The organism is Bradyrhizobium sp. OAE829 (assembly GCF_040546575.1).
Classification (GTDB): domain Bacteria; phylum Pseudomonadota; class Alphaproteobacteria; order Rhizobiales; family Xanthobacteraceae; genus Bradyrhizobium.
Map to the genome: position 1 here is coordinate 836506 of NZ_JBEPOE010000001.1, position 14820 is coordinate 851325.

At 59.7% G+C, this 14820-nt stretch carries 19 protein-coding genes; 4 read left to right on the forward strand and 15 right to left on the reverse strand.

Annotation, left to right across the window (positions count from 1 at the left end; translation table 11 throughout):
* Positions 1 to 449: 449 nt before the first annotated feature.
* The 14 genes from ABIE49_RS03965 to ABIE49_RS04030 all read right to left on the reverse strand — a co-directional run bounded on the left by ABIE49_RS03965 (position 450) and on the right by ABIE49_RS04030 (position 11797).
* Positions 450 to 713 (reverse strand): hypothetical protein, encoded by a 264-nt coding sequence (locus tag ABIE49_RS03965; protein WP_192733658.1) that lies wholly within the window; start codon positions 711 to 713, stop codon positions 450 to 452.
* The gene (locus ABIE49_RS03970; RefSeq protein ID WP_192733659.1) at positions 710 to 2242 is read right to left on the reverse strand and encodes a DUF4055 domain-containing protein; all 1533 of its coding nucleotides are present in this window, start codon (positions 2240 to 2242) and stop codon (positions 710 to 712) included. The genes ABIE49_RS03965 and ABIE49_RS03970 overlap by 4 nt, the downstream gene beginning before the upstream one ends.
* On the reverse strand, positions 2242 to 3093 hold the full coding sequence (locus tag ABIE49_RS03975) for a hypothetical protein (RefSeq protein WP_192733660.1): 852 nt from the start codon (positions 3091 to 3093) through the stop codon (positions 2242 to 2244). The genes ABIE49_RS03970 and ABIE49_RS03975 overlap by 1 nt, the downstream gene beginning before the upstream one ends.
* 4 nt (positions 3094 to 3097) lie before the next feature.
* The gene (locus tag ABIE49_RS03980; RefSeq protein ID WP_192733661.1) at positions 3098 to 4372 is read right to left on the reverse strand and encodes a DNA-packaging protein; all 1275 of its coding nucleotides are present in this window, start codon (positions 4370 to 4372) and stop codon (positions 3098 to 3100) included.
* On the reverse strand, positions 4356 to 4907 hold the full coding sequence (locus tag ABIE49_RS03985; protein WP_354066579.1) for a hypothetical protein: 552 nt from the start codon (positions 4905 to 4907) through the stop codon (positions 4356 to 4358). The genes ABIE49_RS03980 and ABIE49_RS03985 overlap by 17 nt, the downstream gene beginning before the upstream one ends.
* A gap of 522 nt (positions 4908 to 5429) precedes the next feature.
* Complete coding sequence (locus ABIE49_RS03990) at positions 5430 to 6497, reverse strand: AAA family ATPase (protein WP_192733663.1); 1068 nt, start codon at positions 6495 to 6497, stop codon at positions 5430 to 5432.
* Positions 6494 to 7138 (reverse strand): DUF7146 domain-containing protein, encoded by a 645-nt coding sequence (locus tag ABIE49_RS03995; RefSeq protein ID WP_192733664.1) that lies wholly within the window; start codon positions 7136 to 7138, stop codon positions 6494 to 6496. The genes ABIE49_RS03990 and ABIE49_RS03995 overlap by 4 nt, the downstream gene beginning before the upstream one ends.
* A gap of 266 nt (positions 7139 to 7404) precedes the next feature.
* Complete coding sequence (locus ABIE49_RS04000; protein ID WP_354066581.1) at positions 7405 to 7767, reverse strand: putative PDDEXK endonuclease; 363 nt, start codon at positions 7765 to 7767, stop codon at positions 7405 to 7407.
* Entirely contained in the window at positions 7767 to 8102 is a 336-nt protein-coding gene (locus ABIE49_RS04005; protein ID WP_192733665.1) for a hypothetical protein, read from the reverse strand. The genes ABIE49_RS04000 and ABIE49_RS04005 overlap by 1 nt, the downstream gene beginning before the upstream one ends.
* A 5-nt stretch (positions 8103 to 8107) precedes the next feature.
* Positions 8108 to 8317 carry a helix-turn-helix transcriptional regulator gene (locus ABIE49_RS04010; RefSeq protein WP_192733666.1) on the reverse strand — a complete coding sequence of 70 codons (210 nt, stop codon included), beginning with the start codon at positions 8315 to 8317 and terminating at the stop codon, positions 8108 to 8110.
* 71 nt (positions 8318 to 8388) lie between these two features.
* Complete coding sequence (locus ABIE49_RS04015; protein WP_192733667.1) at positions 8389 to 8805, reverse strand: hypothetical protein; 417 nt, start codon at positions 8803 to 8805, stop codon at positions 8389 to 8391.
* Positions 8802 to 10061, reverse strand: coding sequence for a tyrosine-type recombinase/integrase (locus ABIE49_RS04020; RefSeq protein ID WP_192733668.1), 1260 nt, complete (start codon positions 10059 to 10061; stop codon positions 8802 to 8804). Before ABIE49_RS04020 ends, ABIE49_RS04015 begins: the two co-directional genes overlap by 4 nt.
* Before the next feature lie 886 nt (positions 10062 to 10947).
* The gene (locus ABIE49_RS04025; protein WP_192733669.1) at positions 10948 to 11172 is read right to left on the reverse strand and encodes a hypothetical protein; all 225 of its coding nucleotides are present in this window, start codon (positions 11170 to 11172) and stop codon (positions 10948 to 10950) included.
* A gap of 382 nt (positions 11173 to 11554) precedes the next feature.
* Positions 11555 to 11797 carry a hypothetical protein gene (locus ABIE49_RS04030; RefSeq protein ID WP_192733670.1) on the reverse strand — a complete coding sequence of 81 codons (243 nt, stop codon included), beginning with the start codon at positions 11795 to 11797 and terminating at the stop codon, positions 11555 to 11557.
* A gap of 397 nt (positions 11798 to 12194) precedes the next feature.
* Here ABIE49_RS04030 and ABIE49_RS04035 point away from each other — a divergent pair, with 397 nt between their 5' ends.
* On the forward strand, positions 12195 to 12734 hold the full coding sequence (locus tag ABIE49_RS04035; RefSeq protein WP_192734243.1) for a PRC-barrel domain-containing protein: 540 nt from the start codon (positions 12195 to 12197) through the stop codon (positions 12732 to 12734).
* A gap of 120 nt (positions 12735 to 12854) precedes the next feature.
* On the opposite strand, the gene ABIE49_RS04040 is transcribed toward ABIE49_RS04035, so the two are convergent.
* On the reverse strand, positions 12855 to 13163 hold the full coding sequence (locus ABIE49_RS04040; RefSeq protein WP_192733671.1) for a hypothetical protein: 309 nt from the start codon (positions 13161 to 13163) through the stop codon (positions 12855 to 12857).
* Between the two features lie 396 nt (positions 13164 to 13559).
* Here ABIE49_RS04040 and ABIE49_RS04045 point away from each other — a divergent pair, with 396 nt between their 5' ends.
* The 3 genes from ABIE49_RS04045 to ABIE49_RS04055 all read left to right on the forward strand — a co-directional run bounded on the left by ABIE49_RS04045 (position 13560) and on the right by ABIE49_RS04055 (position 14727).
* Positions 13560 to 13799, forward strand: coding sequence for a hypothetical protein (locus ABIE49_RS04045; RefSeq protein ID WP_192733672.1), 240 nt, complete (start codon positions 13560 to 13562; stop codon positions 13797 to 13799).
* Positions 13800 to 13866: 67 nt separating this feature from the next.
* Entirely contained in the window at positions 13867 to 14376 is a 510-nt protein-coding gene (locus ABIE49_RS04050) for a hypothetical protein (protein ID WP_192733673.1), read from the forward strand.
* 72 nt (positions 14377 to 14448) lie between these two features.
* Positions 14449 to 14727 carry a hypothetical protein gene (locus ABIE49_RS04055; protein WP_192733674.1) on the forward strand — a complete coding sequence of 93 codons (279 nt, stop codon included), beginning with the start codon at positions 14449 to 14451 and terminating at the stop codon, positions 14725 to 14727.
* The last annotated feature ends 93 nt before the right edge of the window (positions 14728 to 14820 follow it).

The window sequence follows — 14820 nt, forward strand, 5'->3', positions numbered from 1 at the left end:
CACAGCTAAAAGCAATGGATCTAGTTAATCGCGCCGCTCCTGGGGCGTCTGTTCACTTTTGAACCCTGCGGGTCAAGGCGCCTTATCCCTTGCTCGCCCGCTCTGGTTGCTGGAGGATGCCCTATTCAATTTACAGCTACGCCAGAGGAAGGCGGTATCCACTGACAGTCATCGAACCACCGCCCGTCTTGCCCCAGGGCGAGCCGGCGTCGGAGCCGGGGCATTCGGATCACGGTTCGGGTTTGGGGCGGTGTCACATCGAGCGATCCTGCTCTTTCACATTAAATTTCGAATCCAACCGAACCTCAGGCGTGGCGGCGTCATTGGTTCAGTGTCGTGGTCCAAGTCCGGGTCGCCCCTTGGGCATGGCTGCGGTAGGGGGGCCGCCGCTGATCCGCATTGTGGCGGCCCCACCTCTTGTGCCGGTACATCCGCGGTCACAAAATTCGTCACGTTGGCAGCTTGTGCTTAACCCGTAGCTTGTCCCGCGCCCGCGCTGTGATCTTGCCATGCGCGCTCGGCGTCACCTCTTCAAGACGCTCAGCCATCGACACGGCGTCCGGCGCGTAGTCTGCGGACTTCATTGCCCGCAGGGGCGCATTGTGCGGGCCCGGCTTCGAGGGCTCGACCCGTGTAAAAATGTTCGAGCTGACGCGCCCGGCGCCGGCCTTCATTGCCGCGTGCGTTTTGGCGTGAAATGGATTTTTGCTCATTCGGCCGCCTCGTCGAATGCGAGGATATTCCCGGACACCGGGTCCATCGGCTCTTCCGGCTCTAGCCCCAGTTGCTCTTCAGCCAGACGCAATTCTTCGTCCTCTTCCTTGAAGTCGGGGCCGAGAATGCCGCGGCGCTTCAATTCGGAGCGTTCGGTCTTTGCCGAGATGACATTGCGCTTCTGTGCGTCGCCGATGATCTTAGCTTCGTCCGTGCTGCCCGTAAGCGCGGCGAAGTCGGTCGAGACATTCGCGGTGACGGTATCGGCGATGCCGAGCCATTGCGCGGTGAAGGCCAAGCCCTCATCGAGGCCGTTCTTCAGATTGCCAGCCCATGCTTCGATGGCAGAGTGTGCCCGCGAGTTATCGACGCCCGCCGCAGTGGCTGTCACACCTGCTTTCGGAACAGTAGGCTCCATAGCCAACTTGCTGAACACGTCCAGCACACGTTCCGGTCCCTTGCCGATCTCGGCAACCAGGGCGGCATCAGGCCCGAGGATTTCCCATTTAGAACCACCCGTGCCGTCAGACGGCGGCGAATACAGCACCGTATTGGGGCCGGTCTCGATTTCGTCGGTGCCCTTCGCAATCCCCTGTCCAGCCAGCATCGGCCAGCCGCTGAAATTCTCGATCTCAGTTTGACGGGCTAAGCTGCGATAGTATTCAAGGGCGACGCGGCACAATTCATAGCTCCACGGCTTATTAGAGATCGTGCCCTTCTGCTTGCCGGTGAATACGCGAACGAGCGGGACTTCCGTCATTCCCTTCATCACGCCGCTGTCAGTCTGCGCGAAATTTCCTTGCTGCTGTTTTTGCCAGATTGTCCAATATACCACACCGCCGTCGTTGATCTCGATGACGCGAACCTGGGGAATGCAAGACTCCGCAAAGCCATCGGCTACCTGCGGATACTCCCAAAATCTTACATGTGTTACAACCTCGCGCCCCCTGATGAATTGCGTTCGCACATCGATCAGATTGCAAACCGGAATGCGACACCAGAACGGCCGCACACCATCGGCTTTGTCGTCGGCGAGCGATCTTGGCTGCCCGTCCTTCCGGGCGAGCGTCCGGGTATAGTCCACGAGAAATACTGCGACGCCGTGACTTACGGCGCTGTCAAATGTATTGCGAGCAAAAACGTTGAGGCTGTTCCCCTGCCCGTCAACGTCCTCGACAAAAGTCTTCATCATAGCGCTTGCGTTGCCGCCCAGCGTTACGGACGACGTGAACGGCCGCGCCGTGATGTTTTCCAACGCATCCGGCACGATCGGCCGCCATGGCGCGTCATGAAGGCGCCGTTTGTACTTTTTTTCGCTCTCTTTCTCGAACCTTGGTAGGAAGCGCTCACCACCCGCTTTGATCGCGTCGAAGCCTTCCAGCACGTCATCAATAATTTTCCATTTGTGCTGCATCGACTCGATGTCAGCGGACTTTGTGTCCGGTCCGGCGGTGTCGGCCGTCGCACTTGGACCCCTCGACGCGACGTAACGCGGCCCCTGTCCGAAAATATCGCTAAGCCAACCCATTACGCCACCTTTTGGATTTCATCGGCGGAAGCGTCACGCCAAATTCCTGCATTGAGATCGTAGACGCGGCAGATTTCCTGGTCCTGACCGTTGACGGTGATGGTCTCGACCCGGAACGGCAGTTCTCCGTCGTTAGCTTCAGCCACCTTCGCAATCTGTTCGAAAATTGCGCGCTCGCAGCCGATCGTCTCACGCAATTCCTCCCGAGCCACGGTTACGACCTTGTCGGCGACGCGGACAACCTCTTCGAGATCGCGCAGTTCTGCGATCGTGTCGCCGTGTTCGCGTTCAAGCTGCTCGGCCACGATGTTTTGGTGAACCGATGGGTGCAGCCCGCTCAATGCCGGGATGGCGCCCGCAATTGCCGCTGCAACAACCGGATTCTGCCGATTTTGCTTCAGAAATTCGTCGCGGCCTTGCGGCGTCATGGCCCGCAAAGCGGAACGAACTTCAGCTTGTTCTGCACGTTGCTCGTCTGTCGGCTTCGCCAGCGTGAGGCTGGATGCCCTTGTGGCAATCTCCGCTTTGACTTTCTCAACCACGGCCGAGGCTCGACGCAATGCAGGCAAAGAGTCTGTCAACGCAACCTCGCCAAGGGCCTCAGTGACACCCAACGAAGTGAACCTTCGGGTGGCTTCAGTTTGCTCGCGCTTGCCTCTAAGGCCATCTACAATGGCGAGACTTTCGAGGTATGTGCTCTTCAGCTTGGCAACCGCCGACCCTTCCGGGCCGTCAAATGCGAAATAGGAAATCCGCTTTCGATCGCGCTCCATTTCAGTGTTTGCCGGCCCGATGTAAATGCGGCCGGGCCATGGGTTGGTCGGATCGCGCGGCTTGTAGTATCGGTTCATGTGTCTAACCCCAGGAATACGTCCCGACCTGCGCAGTCGGGATCTGTTTCAAAGTCATCAATTCGGTGAAGGCCCAAACCGCCGCGTCGAGCCGATCGGGTGAGCCACCCCGTAACCGGTCAAAATCTGACGTGAAGCTGCAACACTGATCTTCGAGCTGAGCGAATTCGCCGACGTGATGCACCTTGCCTTGCTCGTAGAGCGCGGCGATCGGCTCAGCGCGAATAACCTTGCCGCGGGAGGCGTGAACCGATTTGAACGGTACGCTTTGATCGACCATGCGGATGGTGCTCTCAACCATCTGGCCGCCGTTGTTTACCTCGGCAATAATCCTATCAGCCCTCCAGCGACTGTAAGCATCAACAGCCTTACGCGCCCATTCGTGCGGGGCATAGCGTCCGGAAATGTCCTCAAGCAGATACCCATGACCAATGGCATCCACGCCAGCCACCATGATCCCGGTTTCATCTGATCCCTCGTTGTTTGTCACCGCTGGATCGATCGCGACCACAATGCGGATCAGGTTTTTCGGCGCTTCCTTGACGCGGTCCCGGTCGATCCAGGTCAATTGCCACAGCGCGCCCGGAACGTCGGTAAGCAGTTCGCCGTCCAGCTCTTGCCGGCCCATCCGGGTGCCTTCGTAGCGCCCGACAATCTGGGAGAGGAACACCGGAGACAGGTTCGCGGCATTGTCCGCAGTTCGACCACGGGTCAAAACAACGTCCCTGCCCTCACGCTCGACAAGCTGGCGAATGAGCTTTGTTGGCCTTGGCGTCGTTGTGACGCAGACGCGCGGGTTGGCACCGATGCGCAGCCCGAACATCAAATTATCCCAGACGGTCTGGTCCGGCCATGAACCCAGCTCGTCGCAATATGCTGCATCGTGCTCAGGCCCACGCAGCCGCTCGCCCTCTTCAGCGGAAAACAGCGTAGCAATGGCGCCGTTATTCCAGACAACGCGCCGCTTGCTGGATTCGTAAACCGGGCGATCATGGTTAGGCGCAGTGGCAAGGATGCCGGACGGCCCCTCGACCAGAACGTCACGGCAATCGGCGGCAGTCGGCGCAATCAACGCAATTCGGCCACAGCCGGCTATCTTCTGTTGCCGAGTCCAGCCGACGCCAGATCGCGTCTTGCCAAACCCACGCCCGGCCATGAGCAGCCAGATGCTCCACCAGTCACCAGGGGGTGCAAGCTGCTCGGGGCGGGCCTTCAGCGACCAGTCATCAGCCAGTGCTGATGCAAGGTGGCCGAACATGGATCTAGGCAGGGAGAGCATGAACGCCCCCCACAGCCACAGCGTCGATCATGGGCGGCATTGGGCCGGATGGTGCCGCGCTGGCCTCCAGTTCCTGCAAGCCCTCTACAACCGCGCTGAGGGCCTCAGGATGGCCTGCCAGCTTGCGGACCAGCATCGACTGGAGATCCACGAAGGCCGGCGAGTTGATGAATATGTTTGTGCTGTTGTTCACCGTACCTGGCGATAGCCGCAGCATCTCGCCAGTGACGTTGCCGATCAGGTTGAGGGTTTCGTTGAGCTTGCCAGCCAGGGCCGCAACGGCCTTGCGATCGTTGACCGATGCGGCCAGTTGGAATTGCTTCATCAGCGTGCCACGGACGATCTTGAAGAAGTCCAGCAGGCTCACGCCTTCGTCGGCAGCACGGGCCAGCATCTCGGCAAGAGGGACTTCAGCCAGGTAAGCGGCCTTGTCGGCTTCGCTCAGGTGCTTGCCCATGTGACGCCAGACAGCGTCACGGCTCACGCTGAACTGCTCGGCGATCTTGTCCAGGCCAACGCCAGCAATGCGCAGCATCTCGATCCTGGCGCGCTCAGGATGCCGGCATACGGTACAGGTGGAGTGGCGGGGCTTTCGGCTCATAGGGCTTCCGTTCGATGGAAGCCCGGCGCCTGCTGGCGTGAGCGGTGCGGTGGCAAACTCGCCGACCGAATAACGATGCAAACCTACGCGATGAACCGTCGCGGTTCAAGCTTTATTTGTGGGTACGGTTGTGGGTCTCATTAAACCTTCGTAAGAAACGCCAATCTTCTCAATAAGAAAGGGCTTAGTTCAGCGGACAGATGCTCCGCCCTGCCGGAATAACTTAGTTCAAGTGCAACCATTGCCAAGCCCTGTCGCGAGAGGGAACCGATGTGAGGAGCAGTGCTCGATAATCCCTGTAGCGTGTAGCGTTTGCGTAGCATGTTGTAGCAATTGCTACGGGCACACTGCTGTAGCGTAGCGTAGCACCACCCTTTAGGGGTGCTACACATGCTACAGTGCTACGGTGGCCATGACCTTCTAGTCTGGAAGGTCTCCGGTAGCCTTGCCGGTTGCTCAAGCTGCCCATACCGACCCATCTCTAATTCCGATCAGGTTGCGTACGGCAAGAGCGTCCTTGAGCCGTTTGAAGCTCGCTCGCGGGTTCGCGTCGGTACTCTCGATGACATCCCGCCGCTGCATCTCTTCGCGCCATCTTTCGACGGGGACGATGTTGGTGGCCGCCGGTAGTCCGAAGTCCGTGGGGGCTGGTTTCCCGCAGGTCAGAACGGCCTCTGTCAGAGCCTCAAGGGCCAGCCTCTGCTTCGGGCTAATCTTTCGCTTCGCGGTCGATGACTGGAGGTTCGCTCCATCCAGCGGGACAACAACCGGCGCCGTGGTTCCATCGTCGCCGATCTCGATGCTCTCCAGATCGAAGGCAACGCGTTCGCCCTCTTCCGAGTCGTTGGCCTTCACAACGGTGGCAGAGCGTCCCCCGGCCGATTTAACGACGTGCAGCGTGGTATCCATCGCCCCGAGCAATGCGCCATGTCCGCGCATCCTGTCGCCCTCGTGTGGCATGTGGTGAACCCAGAGGACGTGCGAGCCCGTCCTTTCCTGGATGACCGCGGTCGAGTTGACGACGGCCCCCATGTCTTTCGGGCTGTTTTCGTCACCGCCGGCCAGCGCCCTGGACAAAGTATCGATGACGATCAGGACAACCTGTTCGCCCGTCGCTATCTTAACTTCCTCGCAAAGGTCAGCGAGCCACAGGGCTGTGCGGGGATCTCTGAAGTCATGCACGCCGCCGACGACGGCGAAGGGCAAATCATGTAGGTCGTGCTTCTTGCGAAACGCTATCGCGCGGCGCTCGACCAGTTTTTTCCGCTCCAGCGCCACATAGACGACCGCCCCCGGCGTTACCGGCCTGCCATGCCATTCTATGCCGGCGCAGATGTGCAGGCACATGTCCTCGATAATGACGCCCTTACCGCAGCCGGGCGCGCCGTAGAACGTGCTGGTTTCACCCATCCCGAGCATGTGACGAACAAGCCACGCTTTGCTCGCGCCGGAACGCAATTCAGAATAGAGAACGAATTGGCGCTTGGGCGTATCGTGCTTAATGTCAAAGGGGGGCTCTGTCATGCGGCACTCCTTGCGACGATGTCGGCAAGATCCTCGCCAACCGTTCGCGGGATTACGCGCCGCACCTCCCGCCCCGCGCTAGACCACACCCCCGAGCATTTCAGAGCACTACCCTGCCCGGTACCGCTAGCGTCGTTATCGACCAATATGGTCAGGCAATCGATGCCGGGTAGAACGGGAAATCTCTCAATTCCGCCAGCATCACCGAGCGCCCACGTCGGACGAAAGTCGAGTTGGATTCCGGCGAGTGCGGTCTCTAGGCCCTCGGCGATCGTCAGGCCTTGCGTCACATCCTCGTCGGCCGAAAGCTTAATCGCACAACCGCCCTTTGGGCCGAGCGCTTTGCGGTCAATTTTCGTGCCATCGCGCGTCAATGCGGTGCGGTGTATCGCCTTCGGTTCGTTGGTCTTGATGTCTCGGTATAGCGCCACCATGCAAGGATGGCGCGTGCCCCGGCCGAAGACGCACGACGGATGAAACCGCAGCACCTCTTCGTGTCTATCAGGCAGTGCAAGTTCACGAGATGCGAGATGTTTTTCCGCCAGGGTGCCAGGCGCGCTGGTCGTTTCCGACCAAATCTTCAGGGGGAACTCTGAGGGGTCGTCGGCATCAACTGTATCGTCTGGTACAGTTGATTGCATTCCAAATTGCGAACCGCGCGTTGGTCTCGACGGCAAGGCACAGAATTTGATGCCGAGCGCCGCCGCTATGTGGTCGCGACAATCGCGCCAATCGTCTCTGGGACTAAAGGAATGGACCCAGAAACCTTGCGGCGCGGCTGGATCAATTGTGATCGAGAGAGATCGATCGCCAGGACTGTGCCCCGGCCCCGGGACATTAACGCGGTTGCGTCCGATTATGTCACCGCCGAGAACGCGGGCAACAGTACGAGGATCAAGGGCGCCGTTCATGTAACACCGCCGGGCCGTACAATCACGCGCTCGATGCGGAGCTGATTTTTATCGGCGGCTAATGCGATCTCGGCAGCCAAGTCCATGCGCAGGACAACAAGCGGCGTCGCGCGATCGGCACGCAGGACCAAAACGTCACGCGCGTCGAGCCAGTCGTACAGTTGCCGAAAGCCATTCTTGCGGGCCTTAACCTCGACAACGAAATTGCGGTCTGCAACGCGGACCATCAGATCGCCAACGTAACTGCCACCAGCTGATCCGCTCAACGGCACTCGTTCAGCAGTCAGCCCCGCGTTAATGAGTGATTTTACAATCGCCCTTTCGGCGCGGTTCCCCTTATCTCTTGAAGCCCTACCCATCAGACGAGGCCCTCCGCTTTCGCGGCGATCTCGGCGCGTTCAAGGACTTCGATCATGTCCCGGATGTTGGCGGGCTTAATGGTGACACCCTGAGGCGTGCCAACATCCACGCCATGCACGTTCTTGAAGATCCGAACGTCGACTTGCCTCAGGTCAGCGAATGACTTGAGGGTTACGCGCAGCGCTTCGCGCTTGTTCTTTGTGATGGCGCCAACGACCAAATCTTGATTGTTGGCTTGTGCTGATGTAACTTGCTGAGTATCCCGACTTGCCAGAAGGGTATCTTCGCAAGCCTCGCCGTTAGCCCCGGCGGGGTTTTGCATTTGATGGGTCATGAGAGTTATGCGGCCTCCCTGGCGGAGGTCTTGCTGGTCTTGATTTGCTCACGCTGCCAATTCGCCAGCGTTTCGTCGGTCCATACCGGCGACCTCGGACCAAGATACGCGTCGGGTTTGGGAAAACGGCCATCCTTGATGGCTTCATAGAACTCGCTCAGTCCGTAGCCGCTGAATTTGCGGGCCGCCTGAGCGCGGTGGAACGTCTGAACCATGGGCAATCTCCAGTTTGCTGACGCCCGAAGGCGTGCGCTGGGATTTGCCAGTGGGTTCGGTTTGATTAAACCTATCGAATTGACGGGGTTTTCGTTCTGCTTTGGAGCTTCCTCAAAAAGTCACGGAGTTCCGGCTCCCCTTTCTCGTCCGTATGTTTCACGCCATTCAGAAGCATATCGATACTTTGGTCCAAATGTCCGAGAAACGGTTTTGCAATGTGCCTCCCCTTCGCATAGGCATATTTGACCTGTGGCAATGTGAGCTTTGAATAGCTTGTGAACTCGTTGAAGGCTCGCTCGGGCTTAAGGCCTATAGACTTGATGGCTTCCACACCTAGAAAAACGTCCACGACCTTACTCATGTCCCACTTTATCGGCTGGCCTGCGCGTGGATTTCTCAGTTTATGAATGGCCTCGGAGATTTTTACGTCTCCGAACTTCCGCCATAGGCGCTCCAGTGTCGCGAGATCCCGTTTGTTGCGGATCATGACATCCCGCCGCGGATAGGAGTGACGCTGGCGGCCTTCAGGGGTTTGGTGGCGCAGTATTTTGCCCAGGCGGCCATCAGCAGCCGGCGCTTATCCAGCGCGTCACCGCGGCTGTATGCGGCCTCACTTTTGTCAGCGACCATGTGAGCCAAGGCCAGCTCGGCGATCTCGCGGGGGAAGTTTGTCTGTTCCTTGCACCAATCACGGAAACTTGATCGGAAGCCGTGCACGGTGTAGCCGTTCCCAATCATGCCCTTGAGCAGTTCAAGCTGGGCCATGTTTGAGAGGGGCTTGTTGGCCTTCCCGCCCGGGAAAACGTATTTCCCCTCCCGAGGCAGTCCCTTGAGAATTTCGACAGAACGGTCCGACAGCGGCACGCGGTGCTCCCGCTCCGCCTTCATCCTGACTGCCGGGATAGTCCAAACCTTTTTCTGCATGTCGATTTCGTCCCACACGGCCCCGATCGTTTCATTGGTGCGCGTGGCAGACAGCACCGTGAACTCCAGCGCGCGCGCGGAAACGCTGTCTCGATCCCTCAGATCGGCCATGAAACCCGGTACCTCGACATATGGGACCGCCTTGTGGGGCTTTACCTTGTGGATTTTGGATTTGGCCGGCAGCATCTCGGACAAGTGGCCTCGCCACCGGGCGGGGTTTTCGCCCTGCCGGAACTCGCTCACCGTTGCCCATGCCAGCACCCGCTCGATCCGGCCCCGATCGCGTCCAGCGGACTCTGGTTTCTTGAGCCAGATGGGCCTGAGAACTTTTAGAACCAGTGCGGTATCGACCGCGGCAACAGGAAGGTCGTTGATCGCCCTGGTGGTGGCGTTGTCGCCCTCGAATGTCGATTTCCATTGGGCGGCGTGCTTGGGGTTCTTCCAGCCGGCCCGGTGTTGCTCGATGTAGTCAGCGGCGCATTTGCCGAAGGTGAGCGCCCGTGCGCTTGCGATCCGCCTAGCGGCCTGCTGGGTGCGCCGATCCTCGATGGGGTCGTCGCCAAGCACAACCTTCTCGCGCGCGGTCCTGGCCAGTTCTCGCGCCTTAGCGAGCCCTATGACGTCGGCAGGACCGAGCCCCATCCAGCGCGGCTTGCCGGTCACGGGCGAGACATACCGGTAGATCCAGCTTTTGGAGAGCCCTCCGCCTGTAGCGGGCGAAACTTGTAGGTACAGGCCACGAGCACCGCCGTCGCCATTGTCCCGATGGTATCCTGTTTCCTTGATCTTCCCGACGCTGACCGCGCTCATCTTGGCCATCGATTTCTCCGCCTAACCCGCAACATCAGGATTCGAACCCGCGCTGGTTTTCCTGCCTACGGCTGTACCCACAATTAGGAAGACGAACCTAGCGGAACCTAGCGGACTTGTACAGAGCGACGAACTGAGAAAGGTGGGGAATCACATACGTTTAGCGGAGTGTCGCGGATGTCAGCGGAGGTCAATTTGCTGCCTCCGGCTCCGCCACCCCTTCGCCCTGACGGGCTTCGGGTGGCAGATCACAGCTGCGAAGCAGCGACGGCGGGCTGGTGCGCAGTCCCCTGCCCTCAAACCTGCTCAGCGCCTCATCTCCATCCTAGAACACGATCATGCGCCAGTCTTAGACCGGCACTGATTGAATAGATATCATCGCCCGGCGAGCAGCTGCCGCGTGACGGCTGGTCCGATCTCATCTCCTTCAGCCTTCTATGCGTGATGCAAATCGCGTCGTGTCAGGCACCTCCCCGAGCTTGATCGCGGCATCGACGTTCTGCTCGCCGTCAGGCACCAGCGTGATCTGGATGTCTGTTCGCGCTGTTTTGCGCCAGCCCCGAAGTGGAGCGGCTCGGCCAGGCCTTTGAGCCTCATCGCAACTGAGCCGGCAATTGCACCTCGTCGGAAACCGCCGATGAAAAACCCGCCGGATGAGATCTCCGGCGGACTCAAGTCAGGGCCAGCAACGCGTTGCGAAGAACAAGTTGATTACATGGTGGGCGAGCAATCGGTCCGGCATTTCGAAGTTGCTGCCAAACAAGGCGGCCTAGCAATTCGGATCGGCAGCAGGCCTGCAACGATGCCGTCCGTCGCTTTGCGGACGGGGTGGAGCATGCACGCCGCACGCAGACGATCGTCCTGGGCGGCTTCGCCAGTCAGGCTGCTTCCAAATTCAGTTCGGTCCCGGGATATCGTCCTTCTCCGGCGGCTGCAGGCCGGGCGAGTTGAGCCAGGCGTCCATATGGGCCGCCGCTTCGGTCTGCCGCGCCTTTCTCAGGGCCGCGTCGCGGAGCGGTCCATGAGGCAGGAGCTTCGCCTCGTCGCGCAGATTTTGCGCTTCTTCGAGAAGGCGCCCTGTTGGTGATTTTGTGTGTTTGAAACGACGCCCTGTCTTCATGACGCACTCCTTTCCATCGGAGGAAGGCGGGAGCGCTACCAGGCGTCCTCGTCACAGATAAAAGCCGCAAGACGGGCTGTGAACGATGATCGTGCGCCTCGGTACGAGGGATAGCCAGTTTTATATTTTGTGCCGGGCGCGAAACTTTACAGGAATGGCTCTCACCAGGATGCTGCAAATTTCTCCGGCTGCGTCCGGGAACAAGTGGCAATGCCTGCCGTTATCCCGCGTCTGATGGAAACGGACATAGGACCCCTAAACGGCTTCAGCGCGCTTCCCCCCGTGCGCTGAGGCCGTTCTTTTTGGGGCCTCGCTGCGGCAGCGACGCGCGGTGCCGTGAGCCCGCCTCGACGACCTCGATCCCGCCCGGCCCGCGGACGTCTCATAGGTTAAACAGTTGCGGATTGCTCGTGACATATTCAGCCCAAAGCTCGCGCATCATCCGCCTTACGTCCTCAGCCCTGAAGCCGCTTCCATTCGGATGTTTGTTTGCGAGTTGACCTGAGCGTTCGATTCCCGAAAAGGGATCGCCCGGGTATGGCGTGAAGGCTGCGTCGGTCGGCTTATGGACGATGCCTTGCGGAGTGACATTGAACTGGTCGCGCCTGACTAAAGTGCTCTCCATCGTCGACGTCCTGCGGCCTACAGGTCAAAGGCCTGAATGATACCGTGCAGGGAAAAGCGAGGAAGTGAGGATAAGTTCCTGGCATTCGGGTCAGACGAAAGCTGTACGTTGAGCGCTGTCATTCCATCGGTTGATAACGAACGCAAGCGAGTGCGAGTACCAATCGTTCCGCGGCCACTGATGTTGAGTGAACCGCCGCAAATCAAAAACGCCGCGCAAGGAAAAAACTGCCGACCGAGGGACCAACTTCCCCCGTTGCCACTTGTTCACGGTCTAGTGCGCAAGCGGCTGCGCGGCGACCGTCCCGCCAGGTCGTGTGCAGCGGATGTCGGCTTCCTCTGGAACATTTGATCTTCTGTTCTGTTCTCCAAGAACTGTTTTAACACTGGAGGATGAAATGAAGACTCTCGTCACTGCCGCTCTTTTGAGTGTTGCCGTAATTAGCACCCCGGTCTACGCCCAGACCGCCCAGCCTGCGGATCGCGCTGCTCCGGCCGCGACCACCAGCCCGGCGGCTTCCAACACCAAGATGATGCTGAAGGGAACCTGGCGCGCATCGAAGCTCATGGGCCTCGACGTCTACAATGAAGCCAATGAGAAGCTGGGTGATGTCAACGAGATCATTCTGGACAAGAACGGCAAGGTTAGTGCTGTCGTTATCGGCGTCGGCGGCTTCCTGGGAATGGGCGAGCACGACATCGCCGTTTCCATGGACAAGTTGAAGTTCATGGAAGAGCCCGCCCGGACCGCTTCAACTGCTCCGGCGACGACAACCGCTCCGGCGACGACGCGTGATAGCACGACCGGCGCAGCCACCGCCCCGGCCCCCGCGCGCACGGCCGGCGCCAATGATTGGGTACCCGACCATGCCGTCATGAGCGGCACCAAGGAGCAGCTCAAGGCGATGCCGCAGTTCAAATATTCGGATTACAACTAAGCTCGAAAGTGAGGGGGCCCATCCTGGGCCCCCTTTCTCTTAACGATGACCACATCCGGGGACTCCGCCGCTGCGCGGCTACGTCATTTTCTCCGGACCCTATCCGGATAACGACAAGCGCTAACTTCGGGGGCTGGCCGGGGGCGTCGTCGACGTTTGTGGCGGCGCGGGCTGCGGCTCGCCAGTCCCGTGGGGCACACACGTGCCGACGTTGCTCAGCAGCCGTTTGGCCTGCAAATCACGTGCTCTGGCATACTCCCGCCGACGCTCGAAGTTGAGGGCAGCCCCGCGGTCCCAAGCCTCGAATGCATCAGCATAGTGCTTGCGCATCTGTTCTTCCGCGGCGAGACACTCGGAGAACTTTTCAAACACCAGGTTTGTGTTCACGGGGGTGATGCCGCCGACCAGGACCACGAGCATCCATTTCATCATCCGCGCCCACGCTGTTGCCCCGTCCTGCACACAACCGCGAAAACCCTGTTAAGTTCCCGCATTCGGGAACAAGTGGCAATGAGCGACGTTGAACGTCCGTCTGGAGGATACCGGACATATGGAAACGGCCTCAGCGTCCTAACCCCGAGGCTGGGGCCGTTTCTGCTCCGCCTCGGTGCTGAGGCGTCGCCGACTTCCTGGCCTGCCGGCCGGCTCGGATGGATTGCCTTGATCGGATTCGCAATTTCGGCGACGCGCCAAGGCTTGCGTCGTAGACGAGCCCCCGGAAGGGGCTCACATTTGAACTGCCAGCTTCACGCATCACTCATCCCGCCGGAGACGCCACCTTCGAGGGCGACCTCGGCCTTGATGCGCTTTTTTTGGAATGGTATCGTGGGCATCTGGGCCGAGAAGGATTTCATCGTCAACGGCACCATCTTCAATTGGGAGATCGATACGTCGGCCTGCTTCTTTGCCGTCGGTCGCGACCTGCGCTGCAAGAACCTGGTCGAGAGCAGCGCCGTCACCAAGATCGCCAGGGACCGCGAATCGATGGCGTCGCGTTTGCTGTCATCTGGACATTCAACGCGTTCTCACCGGCCCCGTTGCTGCCAGCCATCGACCATGACGTGATTGTCGAGGGCTATGCAGTGCCGGCGACCATCGATCACGAATCACGAAGTTCGGGCCACACTGCTGGATGCCGTTTCGGCAAACAAATCCCGCTGCTGTTTCGGCATGGTCGTCCGGCCGGCGAATCCAGGAAGTCCGCAGCACCGACAAGGGTCTTTACGTTCGCGCGCTCGTCACCGACCCAGTAGCGAAGCGGTGCTCCTACTTCGGTGTCGCGGCGACGATTCACAATTACATGCTGCGCGATGTCGATGACCGCGAACGGTTTCATGGGCTTATCAGCTGCTGCACCTTGGATGAGGTGAGTCTGAGTCGACTACCTTGCAACCCTGAAGCAAAACTCCTGCATCGCTATCAGCCTTCGGCGGCGGTCGAGATGTACGGAATCGCGCAGCGATGGACATCGTGCCTGCGGGGAATCGTTGATGCCTTGAGCGTCATCAATGCAGCAAAGGCAAACGCGGCACCGGCCCGAGCTGTAGAAACAGACACCAGACCGCGCGCTGATGGCACGCGCTGTCGCCCCACACCGCCCAGGCGGCTGGCGTTTCGATTGCAACGCTACAGCAATTTTTAACGGGCAGTGCATCGCTGTCGGATCAGCAGATTCGCGATCTCGCCCGACACTTTGGAATGTGAGGGAAACAGCATGACCGAGATCGAGAAAAACGGTACCGACGTTTTGCGCGAGGCGGTCCGCGTTCGCGTCAAAACGATGCGCTATGCCGGCCTCGCGCGTGATCTCTCCGTCGCGGCCGAGACCTCGGTCGCGTTTTCCGAAGGCCGGACCACGCTGCCGCCGGAAATCCTCAGCGCGCTCGCAAAGCAGTTGTGGGGCCGGCCACGTCGTGCACGATCCGGGCACCGACTTGCTGCGGACGATGTCACCGGCGCCGCGCCCGCCGGGCGTTGCAGCGCCCCCGTATGATCCTGCACAGGGTTCACCGTCTCATCCGCGGTTTGATCCTAATCGGAAAGGCGGCATCACGAGCTTGTCGCCATTCGCCACAGTAGCGGCCTG